The organism is Pseudooceanicola nanhaiensis (assembly GCF_020171315.1).
GTDB lineage: Bacteria > Pseudomonadota > Alphaproteobacteria > Rhodobacterales > Rhodobacteraceae > Pseudooceanicola > Pseudooceanicola nanhaiensis_A.
Genome location: NZ_JAIUZP010000006.1, coordinates 430,289 through 450,949 on the forward strand (window position 1 = coordinate 430,289; position 20,661 = coordinate 450,949).

16 protein-coding genes are annotated in these 20,661 nt (G+C 67.6%); 9 read left to right on the forward strand and 7 right to left on the reverse strand.

Annotated features, from left to right (window positions below):
- Nucleotides 1–152 precede the first annotated feature (152 nt).
- The 6 genes from LCM32_RS12035 (at nt 153) to LCM32_RS12060 (ending at nt 3,806) form a co-directional block, all read left to right on the forward strand.
- Nucleotides 153–1,205 (forward strand): YeeE/YedE thiosulfate transporter family protein, encoded by a 1,053-nt coding sequence (locus LCM32_RS12035; RefSeq protein ID WP_224821314.1) that lies wholly within the window; start codon nt 153–155, stop codon nt 1,203–1,205.
- A gap of 165 nt (nt 1,206–1,370) precedes the next feature.
- On the forward strand, nt 1,371–1,796 hold the full coding sequence (locus LCM32_RS12040) for an EF-hand domain-containing protein (protein WP_224821315.1): 426 nt from the start codon (nt 1,371–1,373) through the stop codon (nt 1,794–1,796).
- A gap of 88 nt (nt 1,797–1,884) precedes the next feature.
- Entirely contained in the window at nt 1,885–2,190 is a 306-nt protein-coding gene (locus tag LCM32_RS12045; RefSeq protein WP_224821316.1) for a hypothetical protein, read from the forward strand.
- A gap of 133 nt (nt 2,191–2,323) precedes the next feature.
- Nucleotides 2,324–2,911, forward strand: coding sequence for an RNA polymerase sigma factor (locus LCM32_RS12050; RefSeq protein WP_224821317.1), 588 nt, complete (start codon nt 2,324–2,326; stop codon nt 2,909–2,911).
- Entirely contained in the window at nt 2,908–3,396 is a 489-nt protein-coding gene (locus tag LCM32_RS12055) for a hypothetical protein (RefSeq protein ID WP_224821318.1), read from the forward strand. The genes LCM32_RS12050 and LCM32_RS12055 overlap by 4 nt, the downstream gene beginning before the upstream one ends.
- A complete protein-coding gene (locus LCM32_RS12060) occupies nt 3,393–3,806 on the forward strand; it encodes a periplasmic heavy metal sensor (RefSeq protein WP_224821319.1) in 414 nt (137 codons plus the stop codon). Before LCM32_RS12055 ends, LCM32_RS12060 begins: the two co-directional genes overlap by 4 nt.
- Before the next feature lie 200 nt (nt 3,807–4,006).
- On the opposite strand, the gene LCM32_RS12065 is transcribed toward LCM32_RS12060, so the two are convergent.
- The 7 genes from LCM32_RS12065 to LCM32_RS12095 form a co-directional block, all read right to left on the reverse strand.
- The gene (locus tag LCM32_RS12065) at nt 4,007–5,296 is read right to left on the reverse strand and encodes a DUF3422 family protein (protein ID WP_224821320.1); all 1,290 of its coding nucleotides are present in this window, start codon (nt 5,294–5,296) and stop codon (nt 4,007–4,009) included.
- 411 nt (nt 5,297–5,707) lie between these two features.
- Entirely contained in the window at nt 5,708–7,129 is a 1,422-nt protein-coding gene (locus LCM32_RS12070; RefSeq protein ID WP_224821321.1) for an NAD(P)(+) transhydrogenase (Re/Si-specific) subunit beta, read from the reverse strand.
- 13 nt (nt 7,130–7,142) lie between these two features.
- Complete coding sequence (locus LCM32_RS12075) at nt 7,143–8,717, reverse strand: Re/Si-specific NAD(P)(+) transhydrogenase subunit alpha (RefSeq protein WP_224821322.1); 1,575 nt, start codon at nt 8,715–8,717, stop codon at nt 7,143–7,145.
- Nucleotides 8,718–8,842: 125 nt separating this feature from the next.
- A complete protein-coding gene (locus LCM32_RS12080; RefSeq protein WP_224821323.1) occupies nt 8,843–9,295 on the reverse strand; it encodes a methyltransferase family protein in 453 nt (150 codons plus the stop codon).
- A 198-nt stretch (nt 9,296–9,493) separates the two neighbouring features.
- Nucleotides 9,494–10,738: a PLP-dependent aminotransferase family protein gene (locus LCM32_RS12085; protein ID WP_224821324.1), complete on the reverse strand. Its 1,245-nt coding sequence runs from the start codon at nt 10,736–10,738 to the stop codon at nt 9,494–9,496.
- A gap of 224 nt (nt 10,739–10,962) precedes the next feature.
- On the reverse strand, nt 10,963–11,742 hold the full coding sequence (locus LCM32_RS12090; RefSeq protein ID WP_224821325.1) for a gamma-glutamyl-gamma-aminobutyrate hydrolase family protein: 780 nt from the start codon (nt 11,740–11,742) through the stop codon (nt 10,963–10,965).
- Between the two features lie 315 nt (nt 11,743–12,057).
- Nucleotides 12,058–14,211, reverse strand: coding sequence for a malate synthase G (locus tag LCM32_RS12095; protein ID WP_224821326.1), 2,154 nt, complete (start codon nt 14,209–14,211; stop codon nt 12,058–12,060).
- Nucleotides 14,212–14,560: 349 nt separating this feature from the next.
- Here LCM32_RS12095 and pepN point away from each other — a divergent pair, with 349 nt between their 5' ends.
- The 3 genes from pepN (at nt 14,561) to gatB (ending at nt 20,589) form a co-directional block, all read left to right on the forward strand.
- On the forward strand, nt 14,561–17,113 hold the full coding sequence (gene pepN, locus LCM32_RS12100; protein ID WP_224821327.1) for an aminopeptidase N: 2,553 nt from the start codon (nt 14,561–14,563) through the stop codon (nt 17,111–17,113).
- 251 nt (nt 17,114–17,364) lie between these two features.
- Entirely contained in the window at nt 17,365–18,672 is a 1,308-nt protein-coding gene (locus LCM32_RS12105) for a hypothetical protein (RefSeq protein WP_224821328.1), read from the forward strand.
- Nucleotides 18,673–19,077: 405 nt separating this feature from the next.
- A complete protein-coding gene (gene gatB / locus LCM32_RS12110) occupies nt 19,078–20,589 on the forward strand; it encodes an Asp-tRNA(Asn)/Glu-tRNA(Gln) amidotransferase subunit GatB (protein WP_224821329.1) in 1,512 nt (503 codons plus the stop codon).
- The last annotated feature ends 72 nt before the right edge of the window (nt 20,590–20,661 follow it).

Sequence of the window (20,661 nt, forward strand, 5' to 3'; positions counted from 1 at the left end):
CCGGATGCGCGGAACCTGAACGCTCTCCCCCCTCCAGCAGCGCAATCGGAACAGAGGTCTGCCTCCGCGCCGGATTCACGCATTCACATAGCTTGATCTGAGCGTTTCTTCCCCGCTATCTGGAACAAATTCCCTACCCTCGGGAGAGCCCCATGTTTGAATCCCTCGGTTTCGAGACCCTGACCCCGCAGCAGGCCGCCGTCTGGTTCGGCCTTGGCCTTGGCCTGCTGTTCGGCGTGCTGGCCCAGCTGTCCGCCTTCTGCTTCCGCCGCGCCCTCGTGGGCGAGGATCGCCGTCAAGCCGCAGGCGTCTGGTTCGCGGCCCTTGCCGTGGCCGTCGCGGGCACGCAGGCCGCACAGGCGGCAGGCTGGATCAGCTTTGCCGATCACCGCTACCTCGCGGGCGACCTGCCCGTGGCCGCCATCCTGCTCGGTGGGCTGATGTTCGGCGCGGGCATGGTGCTGACCCGGGGCTGCGTGTCGCGGCTGATGGTGCTGACCGGCACCGGCAACCTGCGCGCGCTGCTCGTCCTCGCCGTCTTCGCCGTGGTGGCCCATGCCGCGCTCAAGGGCGTGCTGGCCCCGCTGCGGGTGGCCATCGGCGGCCTCACCGTCTCGCTGGGCGAGGCGGCGGCGCTGTCGAACTGGGTCGGCGGCCCCTGGGTCTGGACCGCTGTCATCGTGGCCTTTGCCGCGCTGATCGTCGCCCGCTCGGGCGCCAAGCCCGGCATGCTGGCGCTTGGCGTGCTGATCGGCCTTCTGGTCCCGCTCGGCTGGGTCGGCACCGGCTTCGTGCTCTTCGACGAGTTCGACCCGATTGCGATGGAAAGCCTCTCCTTCATCTCGCCCTCCTCCGAGGCGCTCTTCTGGACCATCGCCTCCAGCGCCGTGCCCGCGGGCTTCGGCACCGGGCTTATCGGCGGGGTGCTCTCGGGCGCGCTGATCGCTGCCCTCGCCTCGGGCCGGTTCCAGTGGCAGAGCTTCGAGAGCCCGCGCCAGACCGGCCGCTACCTCGCCGGTGCCGCGCTGATGGGCGCAGGCGGCGTGCTGGCGGGCGGCTGCACCATCGGGGCGGGCCTCGCGGGCGTGCCGACGCTGGGCCTCTCGGCGATCCTCGCCCTTGGTGCCATCGCGGCAGGCGGGCTGAGCATGAACGCGCTTCTCGCACGCAGCCCCTCGGGCGTGCGGCTGGCCCCGGCGGAATAACCCGCTCACAGCGGACAACATCGAACGGCGTCCACGCGGGCGCCGTTTTCTTTTGGTGTGATTTCAACGTCTTGGCCCTTTCTTCGCAAAATAGTTCCGCCCCTGCGTAGGACTGGCCGCCCTGCCCCGTATGCCCTTGTGAAAACGGCAACGACGGAGCAACAGATGAAACACTCCCTCCTCCTAACCGGGCCCCTGCTGGTCCTTCTGGCGGCCCCCGCGCTCGCCCAAGCCGGCGCCCGGCAGGCCGCGGCCTTCGGCAAGGCCGATGCCAATGGCGACGGGGTGATTTCCCGGACCGAGCTGATGGCCCGTAAGGGCGCGCTCTTCGACCGCGCCGACCGCAACGGTGACGGCCAGATCGACCGGGCCGAGGCCGACCGCCTGCGCAAGATGGCCCAGCGGGCCGCCATGGCCGCCGAGGCCAACGCCGGCCTCTCGATCGCCGCCATGGACACCAATGCGGACGGGCTCCTCAGCCGCAGCGAATTCACCTCGTACCTGCCCATGTTCGAGGTCGCCGATGCCAATGGCGACAGTGTCCTCGACGAGGGCGAAGTGTCCCGCATGCGGGCCGCGCTTCAGAACTGATCCGGGCCTTTTCCGGGCCCGATACCTTCCCGACCGAACCACCCCAACACCTACACCCCAACCTCCAACCCCCTGAAGGACCCACATCATGACCCTGATCCGCAGCTTTGCTCCCGCCCTCCTGACCGCCCTGACCCTGGCCGCAGTCGCGGCCCCGGCACAGGCCCAGAGCTGGAAGCTCACCACCGGCAACGGCACCTCCGTCGACAGCAACCGCGACTGCATCCGCGGCTCGGGCAGCGCGAACTGCCAGAAGGACACCACGGTGACCTCGCCCAACGGCACCTCGGCCACCGCGACGCGCAACCGCGTGACCACCGCAGACGGCACCACGACGACGCGCAACGGCTTTGCCGGGCAGACCGTCAACAAGACCCGCAACGTGACCCGCTAAGGGTGCATGGCGAAGAGGCAACCGGTGCGGGCGATGGGGCACGCACCGGCGGCCGGGGCCGCGTCTGCGGGACAGAGTTCCCACGGGCGCGGTACCCTCGACCGGGACGACGGAACAATGAAAGAGGCCATCGGTGGATCAACCACTGCGCGCGACGGACGAGGCCCGGCTGCTTGCCCGGGTCGCGGACGGGGACGAAGGGGCGCTCAACGCCCTCATCCTGCGGCACGGCCGGGGCATCCGGTTGCTGGCCGCGCGCTACCTCGACGATATACAGCTGGCAGAGGACATCGCGCAGGAAACCTTCCTGCGGGTCTGGCGCCATGCCGGTCGCTACGATCCGAACCGGGGCGCTGCCAGCACCTGGATTTACCGGATCGCGACCAACCTTTGCACCGACCGGTATCGCCGGCGGCGCTTTGCCCGGGCCCTTGGCCTGGAACCGGGATCGGAGGAGAGCCCGGAAGACATGACCGCGGGGCCCTGGGTCGACGCGGAACAAGCACTCGCGGGGCGGCAGCAGCTGGCCCGCGTACGGGAGGCCATGGCCGACCTGCCCGAGAGACAGCGCATGGCGCTGCTGCTTTCGGCGGTGGCCGGCATGGACAACCCGGCAATCGCCGCCGCGATGGGGACTAGTCGCGGCTCGGTGGAACAACTGCTCGTCCGGGCGCGCAGAACCCTGCGGGACCGGACCCACTCGGGGGAGATACGAGAATGACAGACACCACTCACGCACCAACCACACCCCTCACCGCCCGGGACCGCGCGCAGCTTGCCGCGGAATTCGGACCCGATCCCGCCCTCTGGCCCGCCCCCTGGGCGCAGCTTGCGGCGGGCACCGACGACCCGGTGCTCCTTGCGGCCCTCGGCGCTGCAAGGCCCCTCCCACCCCTGACGGAGGAGCACCGGCTGGCGCAGGCGACACTCGCCCGCGTCCGGCAGGACCGTCGCCGCCGCCAAGGCCTCCGCCTCCCGGACTGGAGGCTTCCTGTCCCCACCCCCGCGGCGGCGGCGGCGGTCCTTGCCCTTGCGCTCGTGGCCACGCCCATGATGATCGCGAAATATCCCACCCCGGCACGGGGCCGCGACATGGCCATGGCGGGCCTTGCCACCGGCGATCCGCTGGGCTTCGACCCGGTGCTGAATTTCGTCCTGCGGTTCGGGGCCAAGACGCCCGGCCCCGCGCGGAGGGCCCTGCCATGAGCCTGCATCACCGGGGCTGGCGCCTGACCTTCTGGGGCGTGCTGGTGCTCTCGCTCTTCCTCAACGCGGTGACGCTCGGCGTGCTCTGGCGGTTCAACACGATCCGCACCACGCTGAACGGCGATGGCGGCGGGCTGTCGATGATGTCCCAGGACCTGCGCAGCGGGATCATCTTCGCCATGCGGGCCCGGCGCGGAGAGTTCACCGAGGCCTTCGAGCGGATCGGCGCCGCCCGGCGCGCCATGTTCGAGGCGGCCAATGCCCGGCCCTACGACCGGGAGGCGGTGCTGGCCGCCATGGAAGAGGTGCGGCTGGCCACGACCGAGATGCAGGAGATGGGCCAGCAGCTTCTGCTCGACAATTTCGACGCCGCCGCGGGCGTGGCCCCGCCACCTGCCAGCGGAAGCTGACGCGCGGCGGCCGTCTGGCGGCCCCGCGCTCCCCCGAACAGTACCCAAGCAAACGCCGCAGCGCATCGCGGGGGCCCCGTGCCCCGGCCTGCCGGACCCGCCGTTCACCGTATCACCGGATCACAGGTTCACCCGATCACCGGGGCCATGTCCCACCCGCCCCGGTGTGCCCTCAGGCCGTCTCCCCGCGGCCCGGGCCGTCAGCCGCCATGCGCGTCACCCCCGCCATGGCGGCTGCGAATGCCCCGCACGACCAGCCACACCGCCAGCACCACCGGTGGCACGGCAAGCGCGGTCAGCATGCCCTTGGAGAGGCCGATCACCTCCGCCAGCGGATAGGCGAGGTAGCCCACCAGCGAGACGGCGTAGTAGCTGATTGCGACAACGGACAGCCCCTCGACCGTGCGCTGCAACTGCAGCTGCAGGTCGGCGCGCCGGTCCATCGAGGCCAGCAGCGCCTGGTTCTGGGCCTGCCGCTCCACGTCCACCCGGGTGCGCAGCAGCTCTCCCGCGCGCATCGCCCGGTCCGCCATGCCTGCCAGCCGCCGCTCCGAGGCCGCCACCGTGCGCATCGCCGGATCGAACCTGCGGCGCATGAACTCGCCCAGCGTCTGCCGGCCCTCGTAGCGTTCCTCGCGCAGCATGGCGATCCGCTCGGTCACGATGGCCTCGTAGGCGCGGGTCGCGGCAAAGCGGAAGGCGGCGCGGGCGGCCATGTCCTCCAGCTCGGCCGAGATCTCCAGCAGCCCCCCCAGCGTGGCCTCGGCACCGCGCTCGGTGCTGCGCATGTCGGCCATCAGCTCGGTCAGCTTGCGGTCCAGCTCGTCAAGTCGCGGCCCCATCTCGCGGGCGCAGGCCAGCCCCAGCATCGACATGCTCTTGTAGGTCTCCAGCTCGCAGAGCCGCTGCAGGATGCGGCCCACCCGCTGCGGCCCGGTCTCCGGCGAGACCTGGATCAGGAACCGCATGTGCCCGGCCGGGTCGATACGGAAATCGCCCGCCACCACGGCCGCGCCTTCCATGACACGGGCCGAGGCGAGGCTCTCGGGCACGAAATGCGCCGCCAGCGCCGCGCCCAGAACGGCGTCCTCCGCCAGAGGCTCGATCCGGATCACGGCCGAGGTCGCCCGCACCCCCGGTGCCGCCTCCAGCCAGTCGGCCGGGAAGACCTCGAACTCCGCCGGATCGAAGGCGCGCGCGGTCAGGCCGGGCGCGAAGGCAGTGAAGGTAACGAACTCGGTATGGCTCTCCCACTTCAGCACGTGGCGTCCGACCTGCCCCGACCAATGGGTCGCATCGGGTGCGGGATGATCCGCGCCGTGGCGGTCCAGCAGCGCCAGCAGATGGGCCCGCTCTGCCGCGCGATCGCGCGACTGGCCGGGCTTGGGCGCAATGGCCAGGTAGACGGCCGAGGACGGCACGTCGAGGGCCGGAAACGGCCGGGCGTGCAATTCGTTGGCCAGCGGATAGCGCAGCGGGTGATCCTGCATCGGGAACTCCTCTTTAAGGTCAGGCCAGCTAGCCCGGGGACACCCTAGCACAGAAGGCGGTGAAATGTCGCAATATCAGCCATTTAACGGAATACCATCGCATACGCGGCTGCTGCGTTCGAGAAACGCCAGCGGCGGAAAGCGCCGCCCGGCCCCGCTCTCCTCCTCGCACCGCCCGGCCCGGCACCGGACCGCGCCCCTCTGCCCGGATTTTTCGAAAAATCCGGTCCGGAAAATGCGCATTTTCCGGACACCGCCCGAGAGGACATCCCAAACCTCTCCCCGCGCACCGAAAATTCTTCGAAGAATTTTCCCAAGAATTTTCGAAAATTCTTGGCCCCGCCCGTCGCATGCGAAACGCAAAGGGCCCCGCCGTTGCCGGCGGGGCCCCTCGATACACTGTCGCACGGATCAGCTGATCTTGTTCAGCAGATCGCCCACGGACTGTTTCGCGTCACCGTAGTACATCCGCGTGTTGTCCTTGTAGAACAGCGGGTTCTCGATGCCGGAATAGCCCGTGCCCTGCCCCCGCTTGGAGACGAAGACCTGCTTCGCCTTCCAGACCTCCAGCACCGGCATGCCGGCAATGGGGGAGTTCGGGTCATCCTGAGCGGCCGGGTTCACGATGTCGTTCGAGCCGATGACGATGACGACGTCCGTATCCGGGAAGTCCTCGTTGATCTCGTCCATCTCGAGCACGATGTCGTAAGGCACCTTGGCCTCGGCCAGCAGCACGTTCATGTGCCCCGGCAGACGGCCCGCCACGGGGTGGATCGCGAAACGCACTTCCTTGCCCTTGGCGCGCAGGCGGCGGGTCAGCTCGGCCACGTTCTGCTGGGCCTGTGCCACCGCCATGCCATAGCCCGGAACGATGATCACGCTGTCGGCCTCTTCCAGCGCCGAGGCCACGCCATCGACGTCGATGGCGACCTGTTCGCCTTCCACTTCCATCGCCGGGCCCGCGGTGCCGCCGAAGCCGCCGAGGATCACCGAAACGAAGGACCGGTTCATCGCCTTGCACATGATGTACGACAGGATGGCACCGGAGGAGCCCACCAGCGCACCCACCACGATCAGCAGGTCATTGGAGAGCGAGAAGCCGATCGCCGCTGCCGCCCAGCCCGAGTAGCTGTTCAGCATCGAGACCACCACCGGCATGTCCGCGCCGCCGATGCCCATGATCAGGTGATACCCGATGAAGAGCGCGCAGAGCGTCATGATGATCAGCGGGAAGAACCCGCCGGTCGAGCAGTACCAGAACAGGCAGATCACCGAGAGACCGGCCGCACTTGCGTTCAGCAGGTGCCCGCCGGGCAGTTTCTCGGCCTTGGAGGTCACCTTGCCGGCCAGCTTGCCATAGGCGATCACCGAGCCGGTGAAGGTCACCGCGCCGATGAAGATGCCGAGGTACAGCTCGACCTGCAGGATGCCCAGTTCGACCGGGCTCTTGTGGGCCACCAGCTCCGCGAAGGTGCCGACCGCTTCCTTGCCCTTGGCCAGCGCGCGCATGGTGAAATGCGCGTTGAAGCCCACGAAGACCGCGGCGAGACCCACCAGCGAGTGCATGGCGGCGACCAGCTGCGGCATCTCGGTCATCTCGACCTTCTTGGCCACGTACCAGCCGATGATGCCACCGCCCGCGATCAGGATGACCGAGAGCAGCCACAGGCCCGAGCCGGGCCCGATGAGCGTGGCGAAGACCGCCAGTGCCATGCCGACGATGCCGTACCAGACGGCCCGTTTGGCGCTTTCCTGCCCCGACAGACCGCCGAGGGAGAGGATGAAGAGAACAGCCGCGACCACATAGGCCGCCGTCGTGAATCCGAAATCCATGATCCCCTACCCCTTACGATTTCTGGAACATGGCGAGCATGCGCCGGGTGACGAGGAAACCGCCGAAGATGTTGATCCCGGCCATGAAGACCGAGAGCGCCGCCAGCAGGATCACGATGAACGACCCCGAGCCGATCTGCATCAGCGCGCCGAGGATGATGATCGAGGAGATCGCGTTGGTGACCGCCATCAGCGGCGTGTGCAGCGAATGCGAGACGTTCCAGATCACCTGGAAGCCCACGAAGACCGACAGCACGAAGACGATGAAGTGCTGCATGAAGCTGGCAGGCGCGATCAGGCCCACCCCCAGCAGCAGCACGGCACCGACGGCCAGCAGGGTGACCTGCTGCTTGGTCTGCGCCTTGAAGGCCGCCGTTTCTGCCGCGCGCTTCTCTTCCGGCGTCAGTTCCTTGACCTTCTCCTTCGGCTTCTGCGCCGCGATCGCGGCCACCTTGGGGGGCGGCGGCGGGAAGGTCACCGCGCCCTCGTGGGTCACGGTGGCGCCACGGATCACGTCGTCTTCCATGTTGTGATTGACCACACCGTCCTTCTCGGGCGTGAGGTCGGTCATCATGTGACGGATGTTGGTGGCGTAAAGCGTCGAGGACTGGGTCGCCATACGGCTGGGGAAGTCCGTGTAACCGACGATGGTCACACCGTTTTCCGTGATCAGCTTCTCGTCGGGCTGGGTCAGCTCGCAGTTGCCGCCGCGCTCGGCCGCAAGGTCGACGATGACCGAGCCGGGCTTCATCATGTCGACCATGTCCTTGGTCCAGAGCACCGGCGCGGGCCGGTTCGGGATCAGGGCGGTGGTGATGACGATGTCGATGTCGGGCGCCAGTTCGCGGAACTTCTTCAGCTGCGCTTCGCGGAACTCGGGCGAGGACGGGGCAGCATAGCCGCCGGTGGCCGCGCCATCGGTCTGCGCTTCCTCGAAGTCGAGGTAGACGAATTCCGCGCCCATGGATTCGATCTGCTCGGCCACTTCGGGCCGCACGTCGAAGGCCAGCGTGATCGCGCCGAGCGAGGTCGAGGTGCCGATGGCGGCCAGACCTGCCACACCGGCGCCGACGATCAGCACCTTCGCCGGGGGCACCTTGCCCGCCGCCGTCACCTGACCGGTGAAGAAGCGGCCGAAGTTGTTGCCAGCCTCGATCACAGCGCGGTAGCCCGCGATGTTCGCCATGGAGGAGAGGGCATCCATCTTCTGGGCGCGCGAAATCCGCGGCACCATGTCCATGGCAATGACCGTGGCCCCGGTCTCCTTGCAGCTTTCCAGCAGCGCCTCGTTGCTCCCCGGGTAGAAGAAGCTGATCAGCGTCTTCTCGGGGGTCAGCAGGGCGACCTCCTCCTCACTGGGCGGACGCACCTTGGCGATCACGTCCGCTGCCGCGTACAGCGCCTGCGCGTCGGGCACGAGGGTCACCCCGGCCGCTTCATAGGCGGAGTCTAGGAAGCCGGCTTTCTCGCCAGCCCCACTCTCAAGGACGCATTCGTGGCCCAGCTTCTGAAGCTGGAGGGCGGAGTCCGGGGTCATGGCGACCCGGTTCTCACCCGCGAACACTTCCTTTGGCGTTCCGATTTTCACGGCAGAAATCTCCCTTCTGAACACCTTCTGTCGTCGCCCGGACTTTTTCCGGACGCTCATTTGAACGACTGCGCAATAAAATTGCGCGCATCAGGAAACGGGGATGCCTGTTCTCATCCTCGCTGTCAAACCCAACGACGAGTCTTTTGGCAGTAGCGTGCATAATCAACACGGAATTGCCTGCGGAGGCGATTTTCTTCGGGGATGATATAGCGACGCTCCAATATCCACATCAGGACGGGGATCAGGGGCAGTGAAAGCACTGCTTCCCATCGCAGGATCAGACCGGCCAGAATCATGACATCGCCGAGGTAGATGGGATTGCGCGTGCGGGAGAAGATGCCACTGGTGACCAGCTGGGAGGCGGTGCCATGGGGCATCGGCGTGGTCCGCTGGCGCCGCATCTCGTAGAGCGCGAGCGCCATCAGCAGCACCCCGCCGCCCACCAGCAGCCCGCCGAGGAAATCGGCAAAGAGACCGCCAAGGCGCAACCCGGCGGAGAAATGGCGGGCCTGAAGCCAGGCGATCACCGCGAAGGCCAGCACCCAGAGTTGGGGCAGATCGAATGTCTTGCGCATGGCAGCCTCCCTTGTCCACCGCCAAGGGCTAGCGCATCGGCCCCCTGTCCCGCCAGAGGGCAGAGCACACCCGCGTCAATCCGCCATGTCCGGGCCACCAAGGTAAGCGCGCTGCCATGGCGCGACGGAGGACATATGTTCGGTCCGGGGCCATCGGCCTGCCCCGGTTCCCCCCTCAGACGCCTAGCGCCCGCAGGCTCACTCCGCGAGGGCCGGTGCGGGGGCCAGTTTCTCCATCGCCTGCCGGATCAGGCGGCCAAGGCGCGCGATGCCCTCGTCCATCTTCTCCTTCTCGTGCAGGGTGAAGCACAGGCGCAGCGTGTTGGCGTGGCCGCCATCGGCATAGAAGGCGCCGCCCGGCACGAAGGCCACGCGCTCGCTCTCCAGCGAGGTCGCCAGCAGGGCCGCGGCATCCAGCCCCTTGGGCAGCTCCATCCAGACGAACATGCCGCCCTCAGGCCGGGTGTAGGTCACGCCCTCGGGCATCTCGCGGTCCAGCGCCTCCAGCATCAGGCGGCGGCGGCGGCCATAGACCTCGCGCAGCCCGGCCACATGGGCGTCGAAATCCTGCTCCGCCACGCGCAGCGTCGCGATCTGGTTCAGGGTGGCGCTGTGCAGGTCGGCGGCCTGCTTCAGCAGCACCATCCGGTCGATCACGTCGCGCGCGGCCACGACCCAGGCCACCCGCAGCCCCGGCGCCAGCACCTTGGAGAAGGAGCCGGAATAGATCGTGCGGCAGGCGTTCACGTCGCCCTTCCGGGCGATCTCCATGGCCATCAGCGTCGGGATCACCTCGCCCTCGTAGCGCAGCGCCTGATAGGCACCGTCCTCGATGATCGCGCAGTCCAGCTCCTCGGCGAGCGCCAGCAGGTGCTCGCGCCCCTTCAGGTCCAGGGTCTCGCCGGTGGGGTTGGCGAAATCGGGCGAGAGATAGGCGAATTTCACCGTGCCGCCTGCCGCCTCCGCCGCCGCGCGGTATTCCTCCGCCCCGCGGTTGCCGTTCAGGGACAGCTGGTCATAGGTCGGTTCGTAGGCGTTGAAGGCCCCGAGCGCGCCGAGATAGGTGGGCCAGGTCACCAGCGCGGTGTCGCCCGGGTTGATCAGCAGCTTGCCGAGGTAGTCGAGCGCCTGCTGCGAGCCCGAGGTGATCATCACGTTCTCTTCGGTGCAGGTGATGCCGATCCGGCCCATCTCCTTGGCGATCCAGCGCCGCAGCGGGCGATAGCCCTCGGAGACCGAGTATTGCAGCGCGACCGAGGCCTCGGGCCCGCCGAGGATATCCGACATTGCCTTGCCGAACTTCTCGGCTGGGAAAAGCGTGGGATCGGGGATGCCGCCGGCAAAGGAAATGATGTCGGGCTGGTCCAGCAGCTTCAGCAGTTCCCGGATCTCGGAAGCCTTCATGCGGCCCGTACGGCCGGCCAGAACGTGGGTCCAGTCCATCCTCTATTCCTTCTCGTGCAGCGATGTCCTTGCAGGTCGACGCGCCCTGTTGCGCGCAGACCCCGACTTCATTTCCGAATATTACCGGAAGAAGCCATCCCTCGCACATAAATGTCGCCAAAAGAAAGGTCAAGAGCACAGACCTTTCTCAATTCTGCATGCCCGCAATGCGACAGGCGCCCACCGGGGTGGACGCCTGTTCGAAATCCTTGGCGATGTGCGGATCAGGCGGAGCGCAGGACGCCCCGGCCCGACTTCTGCGCCGACCATTCGGTGACGGCGCGCCCGAAGGCCTCGAAGAGCGGGCGCGAGACGGGATCGTTAGCGGCGTCGTATTCCGGATGCCACTGCACCGCGAGGGTGAAGCCGGTGGCGCCGTCCACATAGGCCGCCTCGGGCGTGCCGTCAGGCGCCGTGCCTTCGACCTTGAAGCGGCGGCCGGGCTTGGTGACGCCCTGCCCGTGCAGCGTGTTGGTCATCACCTCCGGTGCGCCCATCAGGCGGTGGAAGACGCCGCCCTCCTTGAAGGTCACCTTGTGGCGCAGGGCGAATTTCTCCTCGATGGTGCCATCCGGGGGCATCCGGTGGTTCATACGGCCGGGCAGGTCGCGGATCTCGGGGTGCAGGGTCGAGCCCATGGCCACCGCCACCTCCTGAAACCCGCGGCAGATGCCGAGGAAAGGCTGACCGCGTTCCACGCAGGCCCGCACCAGCGGCAGGGTGATCGCATCGCGCGCCCGGTCGAAGGTGCCGTGGGCCTCGGTCTCGTCCTCGCCGTATTCCGAGGGGTGAACGTTGGGCCGCCCGCCGGTCAGGACGAAGCCGTCGAAGGTGTTGAGCAGTTCCTCGACCGAGACATACCGCGGATCGGCGGGGATCAGCAGCGGCATGCAGCGCGAGACGTTGGCGACCGCCTCGGTGTTCATGATGCCGCCGGAATGGGTCCGGTAGGAATTGTCGATGACGTTCTTGTTGGTGATGATGCCGACGATGGGTCGCGTCATGAGGGTCTCCGCGTTCTGCGGGCCAGACTACGCCCGCTGCGCCGCGGAATAAACCGCCCAGCCTGTGCAATGATGCAGGATCGGACATGTTGCCCGCGCATTGGGCACTCCCCGAAATCCGCAGCCTCTGCCCAATCCTTACGCAGCCCCCGGAAGGTCGGGCGGCGCCCCCGCTTCATCTTTCCCCAAATACTCACCGCGCGGTCCACACCCCGCGCGTGGCCCGACACGGCACGCTTCGGCATTCCCCTTCGCCAAAGCCCCCATGGAAAAGGGCGGACCCTCTGGCCCGCCCTTCCCTGTGTCACCCGGTGCTCAGCCCTTGCGCTGCAGCCGCCGCCGGTGCAGCACCGGCTCGGTATAGCCCGAGGGCTGGATGCGCCCGCGGAAGACCAGATCGCAGGCCGCCTGGAAGGCGACGCCGTCGTAGTCCGGCGCCATGGGCGCATAGAGCGGATCGCCCGCGTTCTGCCGGTCCACCACGGCGGCCATCTTGCGCATCGCGGCCATGACCTGCTCCTCGCTCACCACGCCGTGGTGAAGCCAGTTGGCCAGCGCCTGCGACGAGATCCGGCAGGTCGCCCGGTCTTCCATCAGGCCGATGTCGTGAATGTCGGGCACCTTGGAACAGCCGACACCCTGGTCGATCCAGCGCACCACATAGCCGAGGATACCCTGCGCGTTGTTCTCGATCTCGCGGGTCAGTTCCTCTTCGCTGAGGTTGCGGCCGCGCATGACAGGCACGGTCAGCAGCGCCTCCAGCGTGCCGCGCGGGCCGCCACGGGCGATCTCCTCCTGCCGGGCCAGCACGTCGATGACATGATAATGCGTCGCGTGCAGCGTGGCGGCGGTGGGCGACGGCACCCAGGCGCAGTTGGCCCCCGCCTTGGGGTGGCCCACCTTGGCCTCCAGCATCTGCGCCATCAGGTCCGGCATGGCCCACATGCCCTTGCCGATCTGCGCCCGGCCCCGCAGACCGCAGGCCAGGCCGATGTCGACGTTGCGATCCTCGTAGGAGGTGATCCATGCGGTGGACTTCATCTCGCCCTTGGGCAGGAAGGGCCCGGCCTCCATGCCGGTGTGGATCTCGTCCCCCGTCCGGTCGAGGAAGCCAGTGTTGATGAAGGCGACCCGGTCCTTGGCGGCGCGGATGCATTCCTTGAGGTTGACCGAGGTGCGGCGCTCCTCGTCCATGATGCCCAGCTTCACGGTGTTCGCGGGCAGGCCCAGCAGGCCCTCCACCTTGGTGAAGACCGCATCGGCAAAGGCCACTTCCTCGGGCCCGTGCATCTTGGGCTTCACCACGTAGACCGAGCCCTCGACCGAGTTCCGCGCCCCGCCCGACTTGGCAAGATCGTGGATCGCGATCGTCGTGGTGACCATGGCATCCATCAGGCCTTCGAAGACCTCCGCGCCGTCGGCGTCCAGCACCGCGGGGTTGGTCATCAGGTGGCCGACGTTGCGCACCAGCATGAGGGCCCGGCCCTTCACGCGCAGTTCCTCGCCGTCGGGACGGGTGAAGAGCATGTCGGGCGCCAGCTTGCGGGTGAAGGTACTGCCCGCCTTTTCCACGCTCTCGGTCAGGTCGCCCTTCATCAGGCCCAGCCAGTTGCCATAGGCCTGCACCTTGTCCGCCGCATCCACGCAGGCCACGCTGTCCTCGCAATCCATGATGGCCGAGACGGCGCTTTCCAGACGCACGTCCGAGATGCCGGCCGGGTCCTGACGGCCCACGTCGGTGGAGCTGTCGACCCGCACCTCGACCAGCAGGCCATTGGCGCGCAGCAGCACCTGCAAGGGCACACGTCCGCCTTCAAGGTAGCCCACGAAGGCCGCCGGATCGGCCAGCCCGGTCTCGTCGCCATTGCGCACCAGCACCAGCTGCCCGTCGCGCACCGCGAGCCCCGTCACATCCGCCCAGCTGCCCTGCGCCAGCGGCACCGCGCGATCCAGATGCGCCTTGGCCCATGCGATGACACGGGCGCCGCGCTCGGGGTCATAGCCGCCGCCACGGGGCAGATCGCCAAGCGCGTCGGTCCCGTAAAGCGCATCATAGAGAGAGCCCCACCGCGCATTGGCCGCGTTCAGCGCGTAGCGCGCATTGGTGATCGGCACAACGAGCTGCGGGCCGGGGATATGGGCGATCTCGGGATCGGTGTTGGTGGTGCCGATGGTGAAATCGGGCCCCTCCTCCACGAGGTAGCCGATCTCGCGCAGGAAGGCCTCGTCCGCCGCCGGGTCCATCGCCTGACCGGCGCGGGCCATATAATAGGCGTCGATCTTCTGCTGCAGCGCCTCGCGCTTTTGCAGCAGTGCCCGGTTCTGGCCGGTGAACTCTGCAAGCAGGCCTGCAAAGCCCTCCCAGAAGGCCGCGGCCTCCACCCCGGTTCCGGGCAGCGCCCGCTCACCGATGAAGTCGTAAAGCTCGCGCGCGACCTGAAGGCCTGCCACCGACACCCGTTCCGCCATGATCCCTCCTCACAGGTCAAATCCGCCGCATGGTAGACCGCCGTGCCGCTCCGCCGCAATTGCCGATCCGCATGGCCTTGGGGCAGCCGGTGCCGCGCTGCCCGGAATTTTCGAAAATTCCGGTCCGTTTTCTTCGAAGAAAACGGGTATCGCCGCCGCCCGTGCGTCCCTCGCCGTCAGAGCGCGACGCCCCGGCCCGCGGCGAAGATTTTTAAGGGAAAAATCTTCCCAAAAGTCTTTGCAAGACTTTTGCCCGCCCGGGGTCCGGCCTTGCAATTCCCCGCCCCGTGGCACAGCTATCTGGGAAAGACGCATTCCCGCGTGACTTCCCCCGAGACGGAGCAGACAGATGAAAGACATGGCAGGCCCCACCATCTACCTCTCGGATTACGCCCCGCCCGCCTACCTCGTGGACGAGGTGCATCTGACCTTCCGCCTCGCCCCCGAAGCGACCCGCGTCCTCTCGCGCGTCCGCTTCCGCCCGAACCCCGAGGCCACGGACAAGACCTTCTTCCTGCACGGCGAACAGCTGACCCTGATCTCGGCGGCCATCGACGGCCAGCCGGTCACGCCGGAGGTCAGCGACACGGGCCTCACCTGCGCCGTCCCCGACGCCCCCTTCACATGGGAGGCCGAGGTCGAGATCGCGCCCGCGCGCAACTTCGCGCTCGAAGGGCTCTACATGTCGAACGGCATGTACTGCACCCAGTGCGAGGCCGAGGGCTTCCGCAAGATCACCTATTATCCCGACCGTCCCGACGTGATGGCCACCTTCACCGTGCGGATCGAGGGCGAGGAGCCGGTGAAACTCTCCAACGGCAATCCCGGCGCCAGCGATGAAGGCTTTGCCGAATGGCACGATCCCTGGCCCAAGCCCGCCTATCTCTTCGCCCTCGTGGCCGGCGACCTGGTGAACCACCCCGACCGCTTCACCACCGCCTCCGGCAAGGATGTGGAGTTGAACATCTGGGTCCGCCCCGGGGACGAGAGCAAATGCGCCTTCGGCATGGAGGCGCTGAAGAAGTCGATGACCTGGGACGAAGAGGTCTATGGCCGGGAATACGACCTCGACATCTTCAACATCGTCGCCGTGGACGATTTCAACATGGGCGCGATGGAGAACAAGGGGCTGAACATCTTCAACTCCTCCTGTGTCCTCGCCTCGCCGGAAACCTCGACCGATGGCAACTTCGAACGGATCGAGGCGATCATCGCGCATGAGTATTTCCACAACTGGACCGGCAACCGGATCACCTGCCGCGACTGGTTCCAGCTCTGCCTCAAGGAAGGGCTGACCGTCTACCGCGACAGCCAGTTCACCGCCGACATGCGCTCTGCCCCGGTGAAGCGGATCTCCGACGTGATCACCCTGCGCGCACGCCAGTTCCGCGAGGACAACGGCCCGCTGGCCCATAACGTGCGCCCCGAGAGCTTCCAGGAGATCAACAACTTCTACACCGCCACGGTCTACGAAAAGGGCGCCGAGGTCATCGGCATGCTCAAGGAGCTTGTCGGTGACGAGGCCTATGACAAGGCGCTCGACCTCTACTTTACCCGTCACGACGGGCAGGCCTGCACCATCGAAGACTGGCTGACGGTCTTCGAGGAGACCACGGGCCGCGACCTGAGCCAGTTCAAACGCTGGTATTCGCAGGCGGGCACCCCGCGCCTGAAGGTGCGCGAGGCCTGGGAGGACGGCACCTATACGCTCCACTTCAGCCAGATGACCCCGCCGACGCCCGGCCAGCCCGAGAAGCTGCCGCAGGTGCTGCCGATCGCCGTAGGCCTCTTGGGCCCGAACGGCGATGAGGTGCAGGAGACGACGCTGCTGGAGATGACCGAGGCCGAGCAGAGCTTCACCTTCCCCGGTCTTGCCGCGAAGCCCGTGCCCTCGATCCTGCGTGGCTTCTCCGCGCCGGTGATCCTCGAACGCGAGACGACGAACGCCGAACGCGCCTTCCTGCTGGCCCATGACACCGATCCCTTCAACAAGTGGGAAGCGGGCCGGATGCTGGCCAAGGACGGGCTCATCCGCATGATCACCGATGGCGCGGCGCCCGATGCCGCCTACCTCGGCGCACTGCAGGCGACGCTCGCCGACGACAGCCTCGACCCCGCTTTCCGCGCCCTCGTGCTGGCCCTGCCCTCGGAGGAGGACCTCGCCCAGACCCTCTTCGACGCGGGCGTGACGCCGGACCCGGAGGCGATCCACACCGCGCGCGAACGGCTCCTCGAGGCCATGGCGGCAGAGCTGGAGCCGCTGCTGACCCGGCTCTACCACGACCATCAGGTGCCCGGGGCCTATTCGCCCGACGCAGGGCCCTCCGCCGCCCGCGCGCTTGCCAATGGTGCGCTCGCCCTGCTGTCGCGCCGGGACGGGGGCGCCCTTGCGGCGCAGCAATATGCCGGGGCCGACAACATGACCCAGCAACTCGCTGCGCTGACCTGCCTGCTGATCGCAGGCAAGGGGACGTCAGAGGTGCAGGCCTTCTACGACCAGTGGCAGGCCGACCGGCTGGTGATCGACAAGTGGTTCGCGCTCCAGATCGCCTATGCAGCCCCCGCCAAGGCCGCCGCGGTGACCGAGGCGCTGACCCAGCACCCCGACTTCACGATGAAGAACCCGAACCGCTTCCGTGCCACGCTCGGCGCGCTTGCGGGCAACCCGGCGGGCTTCCACGCCAACGATGGCGCGGGCTACCGGCTGCTGGCGGACTGGCTGATCCAGCTCGACCCGCTGAACCCGCAGACCACCGCGCGGATGTGTTCCGCCTTCGAGACGTGGAAGCGTTACGACGCCGATCGGCAGGACCTGATCCGCGCCGAGCTTGAGCGGATTGCCGCCCAACCCGGGCTTTCCCGTGACACATCGGAGATGGTTGGCCGCATTCTTGCCGCTTGAGCGTAAAACGCGCGTTAACCCCCGCCCCCATTGCCCCCGTTCGGAGCCGATCCGAGCGGGGGCATTTTCGTTATATGACAATGCTTTACCGGAAACGCGGTGGACAAATCACCCGATCAACCCCGGGCTGTTTCCGCGCCGGAAACCGCCCCGAAGGCCCCGGTAAATCCCCTCAATCGGCCACAAGTCGTCACGTTTCGGCCCGAAACCGGCATCACAGATATGGCACCCAACAGCCGGAGCCCCACAAGATGCACAAGTTCACGCGCCTGAGCACCTTCCTGTCCTCGGCCTTCCGTCGCGACGCCGTCGCGCCCGAGGCCCTCGCGGATATCGCTCTGCCACCGCTGGCGCGTGTTGCGGGCGAAACGCTGACCGGCGACACCTGCGAACAGCTGGAACTGCCGAGCTGCGACGAGACCGAGGAAGAGCGCCTGCGCGCGGAATACACCGCAAAGGGCCAGTTCCTCGCCCGTCAGGACTGCTGGGCCGACCTCGACGTGCAGATCCGCAATGCCGATGCCTCGCGCCGGGCCACGCCGGGGGGCACCAGCCTCGCCGGGCTGCTGGCCCGCGGTGCGCGCAAGGACGCGGTGCAATCGGCGCTGACCGACATTGCAAACGGCCGGCCCCTGCGCCGCGGCGGGATCGACGCGCTGGAGGACCTCGTGGCGGAACATCCGGGCTGCTGGGGTGTGGCCCTCGTGGTGGCGCGGGCCCACATGGACATCGGCTGGGGCTACCTCGGCCGTCCCATGGGCGGGCGTGCACAGGACGCCCGCGAGGTCGACAGCGCGGAATTCCAGCACCACGTGGCCCGGGCCGCCGCCCTGCTGGAGCCCTACTGCGGCCTCGAACTCGACAGCCCCGAACTGGCCGCCGCCGCCTGCGACCTCGCCCTCGCCGAGGCCGCGCCCGGCGTGCAGAGCGCCGACATGCTGATGGACACCTACGAGGATCTCATCGACCTCGACCCGCACAACCCGGCGCATCCCCGCGCCATGGGCCCCCTGCTGCTGCCGCGCTGGTTCGGCAGCTACGAGCGCCTCGACCGGCAGGCCCGCGACACCGCCAAGCGCACCGCGGACATCTGGGAAGACGGCGGCTATGCCGCGGTCTGGACCGAGGCGCTGGCCACCGACCCCGAGGCCGCGGCCCACGTGGACGTGGCGCTCTTCATCGAGGGGTTGCACGACATCCTCGACCAGCGCCCGGACCAGCACACCGCCAACCGCTTTGCCGCCTTCGCGGCCCTGACCATGGCACCCGGTGCCGCCCCCGGCGACATTTCCCGCGCGGCCCGCGACAACCGCGCCGCGATCCACGCCGCCGCCGGCTGGATCCTGCGCCATCACCTGCGCGAGCTGCACCCGATCGTCTGGGCGGATGCCGCGCTGCCGCTGAGCGACACCCGGCCCACGCCCTCGCGCTCGGCCCGGATCACGCAAGGCACCCTGCTCGCCCGCCGCGCCATCTCGGCCCAGTTCGCCCGCGAGATCGCCGCCGGCCAGCGGATCACCTTCTCGCCCCTCGGGCTGAACCTGCAGCCGATGGCCTGACCCCGCTTCATCTTTCCCCCAATACTCCGGGGGAATTGGCCCCCAAGGGGCCAAGGGGGCAGAGCCCCCCGGACTTTTCGAAAAGTCCGGTCCGGAAAATATACATTTTCCGGTCAGCGCGCGGTTCGACCGGAGCGCGCCCCTCACCGGTGGGCACGGAAAATTCTTCGAAGAATTTTCCCAAGAATTTTCGAAAATTCTTGGCCGCGGGAGGCGGCGGGCTGCGTACCTTCGCCGTCTGTGCGGGCCGCGTCCGCGGAGGGGGCTGTCTGCCCCCCGGGCGCAGGGCGCCCGTCCCCCGAGGATATTTGGGAACAAGAGATGACCATGGGCCGGAGCCCTTGCCCCGGGGCGGGGAGCGGCGTAGAACCCGAGCCGACGAATTTTCAGCCCGAGAGGACGCCCATGCTGGATCTGACCTATGAGACGCCCAAGCCCAAGGTGATCGCCGGGGCCAAGGATGACTGGGAACTGGTCATCGGGATGGAGGTCCATGCGCAGGTCGCCTCCAACGCCAAGCTCTTCTCCGGCGCCTCGACCAAATTCGGCGCCGAGCCCAACTCCAACGTGGCCTTCGTGGACGCGGCCATGCCCGGCATGCTGCCCGTGATCAACGAGTTCTGCGTGGCACAGGCGGTGCGCACCGGTCTGGGCCTCAAGGCGGAGATCAACCTGCGCTCGGCCTTCGACCGCAAGAACTACTTCTACCCCGACCTGCCGCAGGGCTACCAGATTTCGCAGCTCTACCACCCGATCGTGGGCGAGGGCGAGATCCTCGTGGACATGGGCCCGGGCGTCGCGCGGCTCGTGCGGATCGAGCGCATCCACCTGGAGCAGGACGCGGGCAAGTCGATCCACGACATGGATCCCAACATGTCCTTCGTGGACCTGAATCGCACCGGCGTGGCGCTGATGGAGATCGTCAGCCGCCCCGACATCCGTGGCCCCGAGGAGGCCGCCGCCTATATCGCCAAGCTGCGCCAGATCCTGCGCTACCTCGGCACCTGCGACGGCAACATGCAGAACGGCAACCTGCGGGCGGACGTGAACGTCTCGGTCTGCCGTCCCGGCCAATATGAGAAGTACCAGGCGACGCAGGACTTCTCGCACCTCGGCACGCGATGCGAGATCAAGAACATGAACTCCATGCGCTTCATCCAGCAGGCCATCGACTACGAGGCGCGGCGCCAGATCCAGATCCTCGAATCCGGGGGCGAGATCGTGCAGGAGACCCGGCTCTACGATCCGGACAAGGGCGAGACGCGCTCCATGCGGTCGAAGGAAGAGGCGCATGACTACCGCTACTTCCCCGATCCCGACCTGCTGCCGCTGGAGATCGAACAGGGCTGGGTGGATGATATCGCCGCCTCCCTGCCCGAACTGCCCGACGCCAAGAAGGCCCGTTTCGTCAAGGACTTCGGCCTGAGCGAATATGACGCCTCCGTGCTGACCGCCGAGGCCGAGAACGCCGCCTTCTTCGAGAAGGTCGCCGAGGGGCGTGACGGCAAGCTGGCCGCCAACTGGGTGATCAACGAACTCTTCGGCCGCCTGAAGAAGGACGACAAGGACATCGGCGACAGCCCGATCGGCCCCGAGCGCCTCGGCCAGATCGTGGGCCTGATCACCAAGGGCGACATCTCGGGCAAGATCGCCAAGGATGTCTTCGAGATCGCCTATACCTCGGACCGCGACCCGGAAGAGATCGTGGAGACCGAGGGCATGAAGCAGGTCACCGACACCGGCGCCATCGAGGCCGCCGTGGACGAGGTGATCGCCGCCAACCCGGCGCAGGTCGAGAAGGCCAAGGCCAACCCGAAACTGGCGGGCTGGTTCGTGGGCCAGGTCATGAAGGCCACCGGCGGCAAGGCGAACCCCAAGGCCGTGAACGACCTCGTGGCGGCCAAGCTGGGGCTCTGAGCCCGGTACGGATGAGACAGGCAAAGGGCGGGGATTTCCCCGCCCTTTCGCGTTTGTGGGGGCCCGCCGTGC

Excerpts from the sequence above, each read along its gene's own strand:
- LCM32_RS12035 (WP_224821314.1), top strand. The coding sequence starts at position 153 with ATGTTTGAATCCCTCGGTTTCGAGACCCTGACCCCGCAGCAGGCCGCC.
- LCM32_RS12040 (WP_224821315.1), top strand. The coding sequence starts at position 1,371 with ATGAAACACTCCCTCCTCCTAACCGGGCCCCTGCTGGTCCTTCTGGCG.
- LCM32_RS12045 (WP_224821316.1), top strand. The coding sequence starts at position 1,885 with ATGACCCTGATCCGCAGCTTTGCTCCCGCCCTCCTGACCGCCCTGACC.
- LCM32_RS12055 (WP_224821318.1), top strand. The coding sequence starts at position 2,908 with ATGACAGACACCACTCACGCACCAACCACACCCCTCACCGCCCGGGAC.
- LCM32_RS12060 (WP_224821319.1), top strand. The coding sequence starts at position 3,393 with ATGAGCCTGCATCACCGGGGCTGGCGCCTGACCTTCTGGGGCGTGCTG.
- LCM32_RS12065 (WP_224821320.1), bottom strand. The coding sequence starts at position 5,296 with ATGCAGGATCACCCGCTGCGCTATCCGCTGGCCAACGAATTGCACGCC.
- LCM32_RS12070 (WP_224821321.1), bottom strand. The coding sequence starts at position 7,129 with ATGGATTTCGGATTCACGACGGCGGCCTATGTGGTCGCGGCTGTTCTC.
- LCM32_RS12080 (WP_224821323.1), bottom strand. The coding sequence starts at position 9,295 with ATGCGCAAGACATTCGATCTGCCCCAACTCTGGGTGCTGGCCTTCGCG.
- LCM32_RS12085 (WP_224821324.1), bottom strand. The coding sequence starts at position 10,738 with ATGGACTGGACCCACGTTCTGGCCGGCCGTACGGGCCGCATGAAGGCT.
- LCM32_RS12090 (WP_224821325.1), bottom strand. The coding sequence starts at position 11,742 with ATGACGCGACCCATCGTCGGCATCATCACCAACAAGAACGTCATCGAC.
- LCM32_RS12095 (WP_224821326.1), bottom strand. The coding sequence starts at position 14,211 with ATGGCGGAACGGGTGTCGGTGGCAGGCCTTCAGGTCGCGCGCGAGCTT.
- pepN (WP_224821327.1), top strand. The coding sequence starts at position 14,561 with ATGAAAGACATGGCAGGCCCCACCATCTACCTCTCGGATTACGCCCCG.
- LCM32_RS12105 (WP_224821328.1), top strand. The coding sequence starts at position 17,365 with ATGCACAAGTTCACGCGCCTGAGCACCTTCCTGTCCTCGGCCTTCCGT.
- gatB (WP_224821329.1), top strand. The coding sequence starts at position 19,078 with ATGCTGGATCTGACCTATGAGACGCCCAAGCCCAAGGTGATCGCCGGG.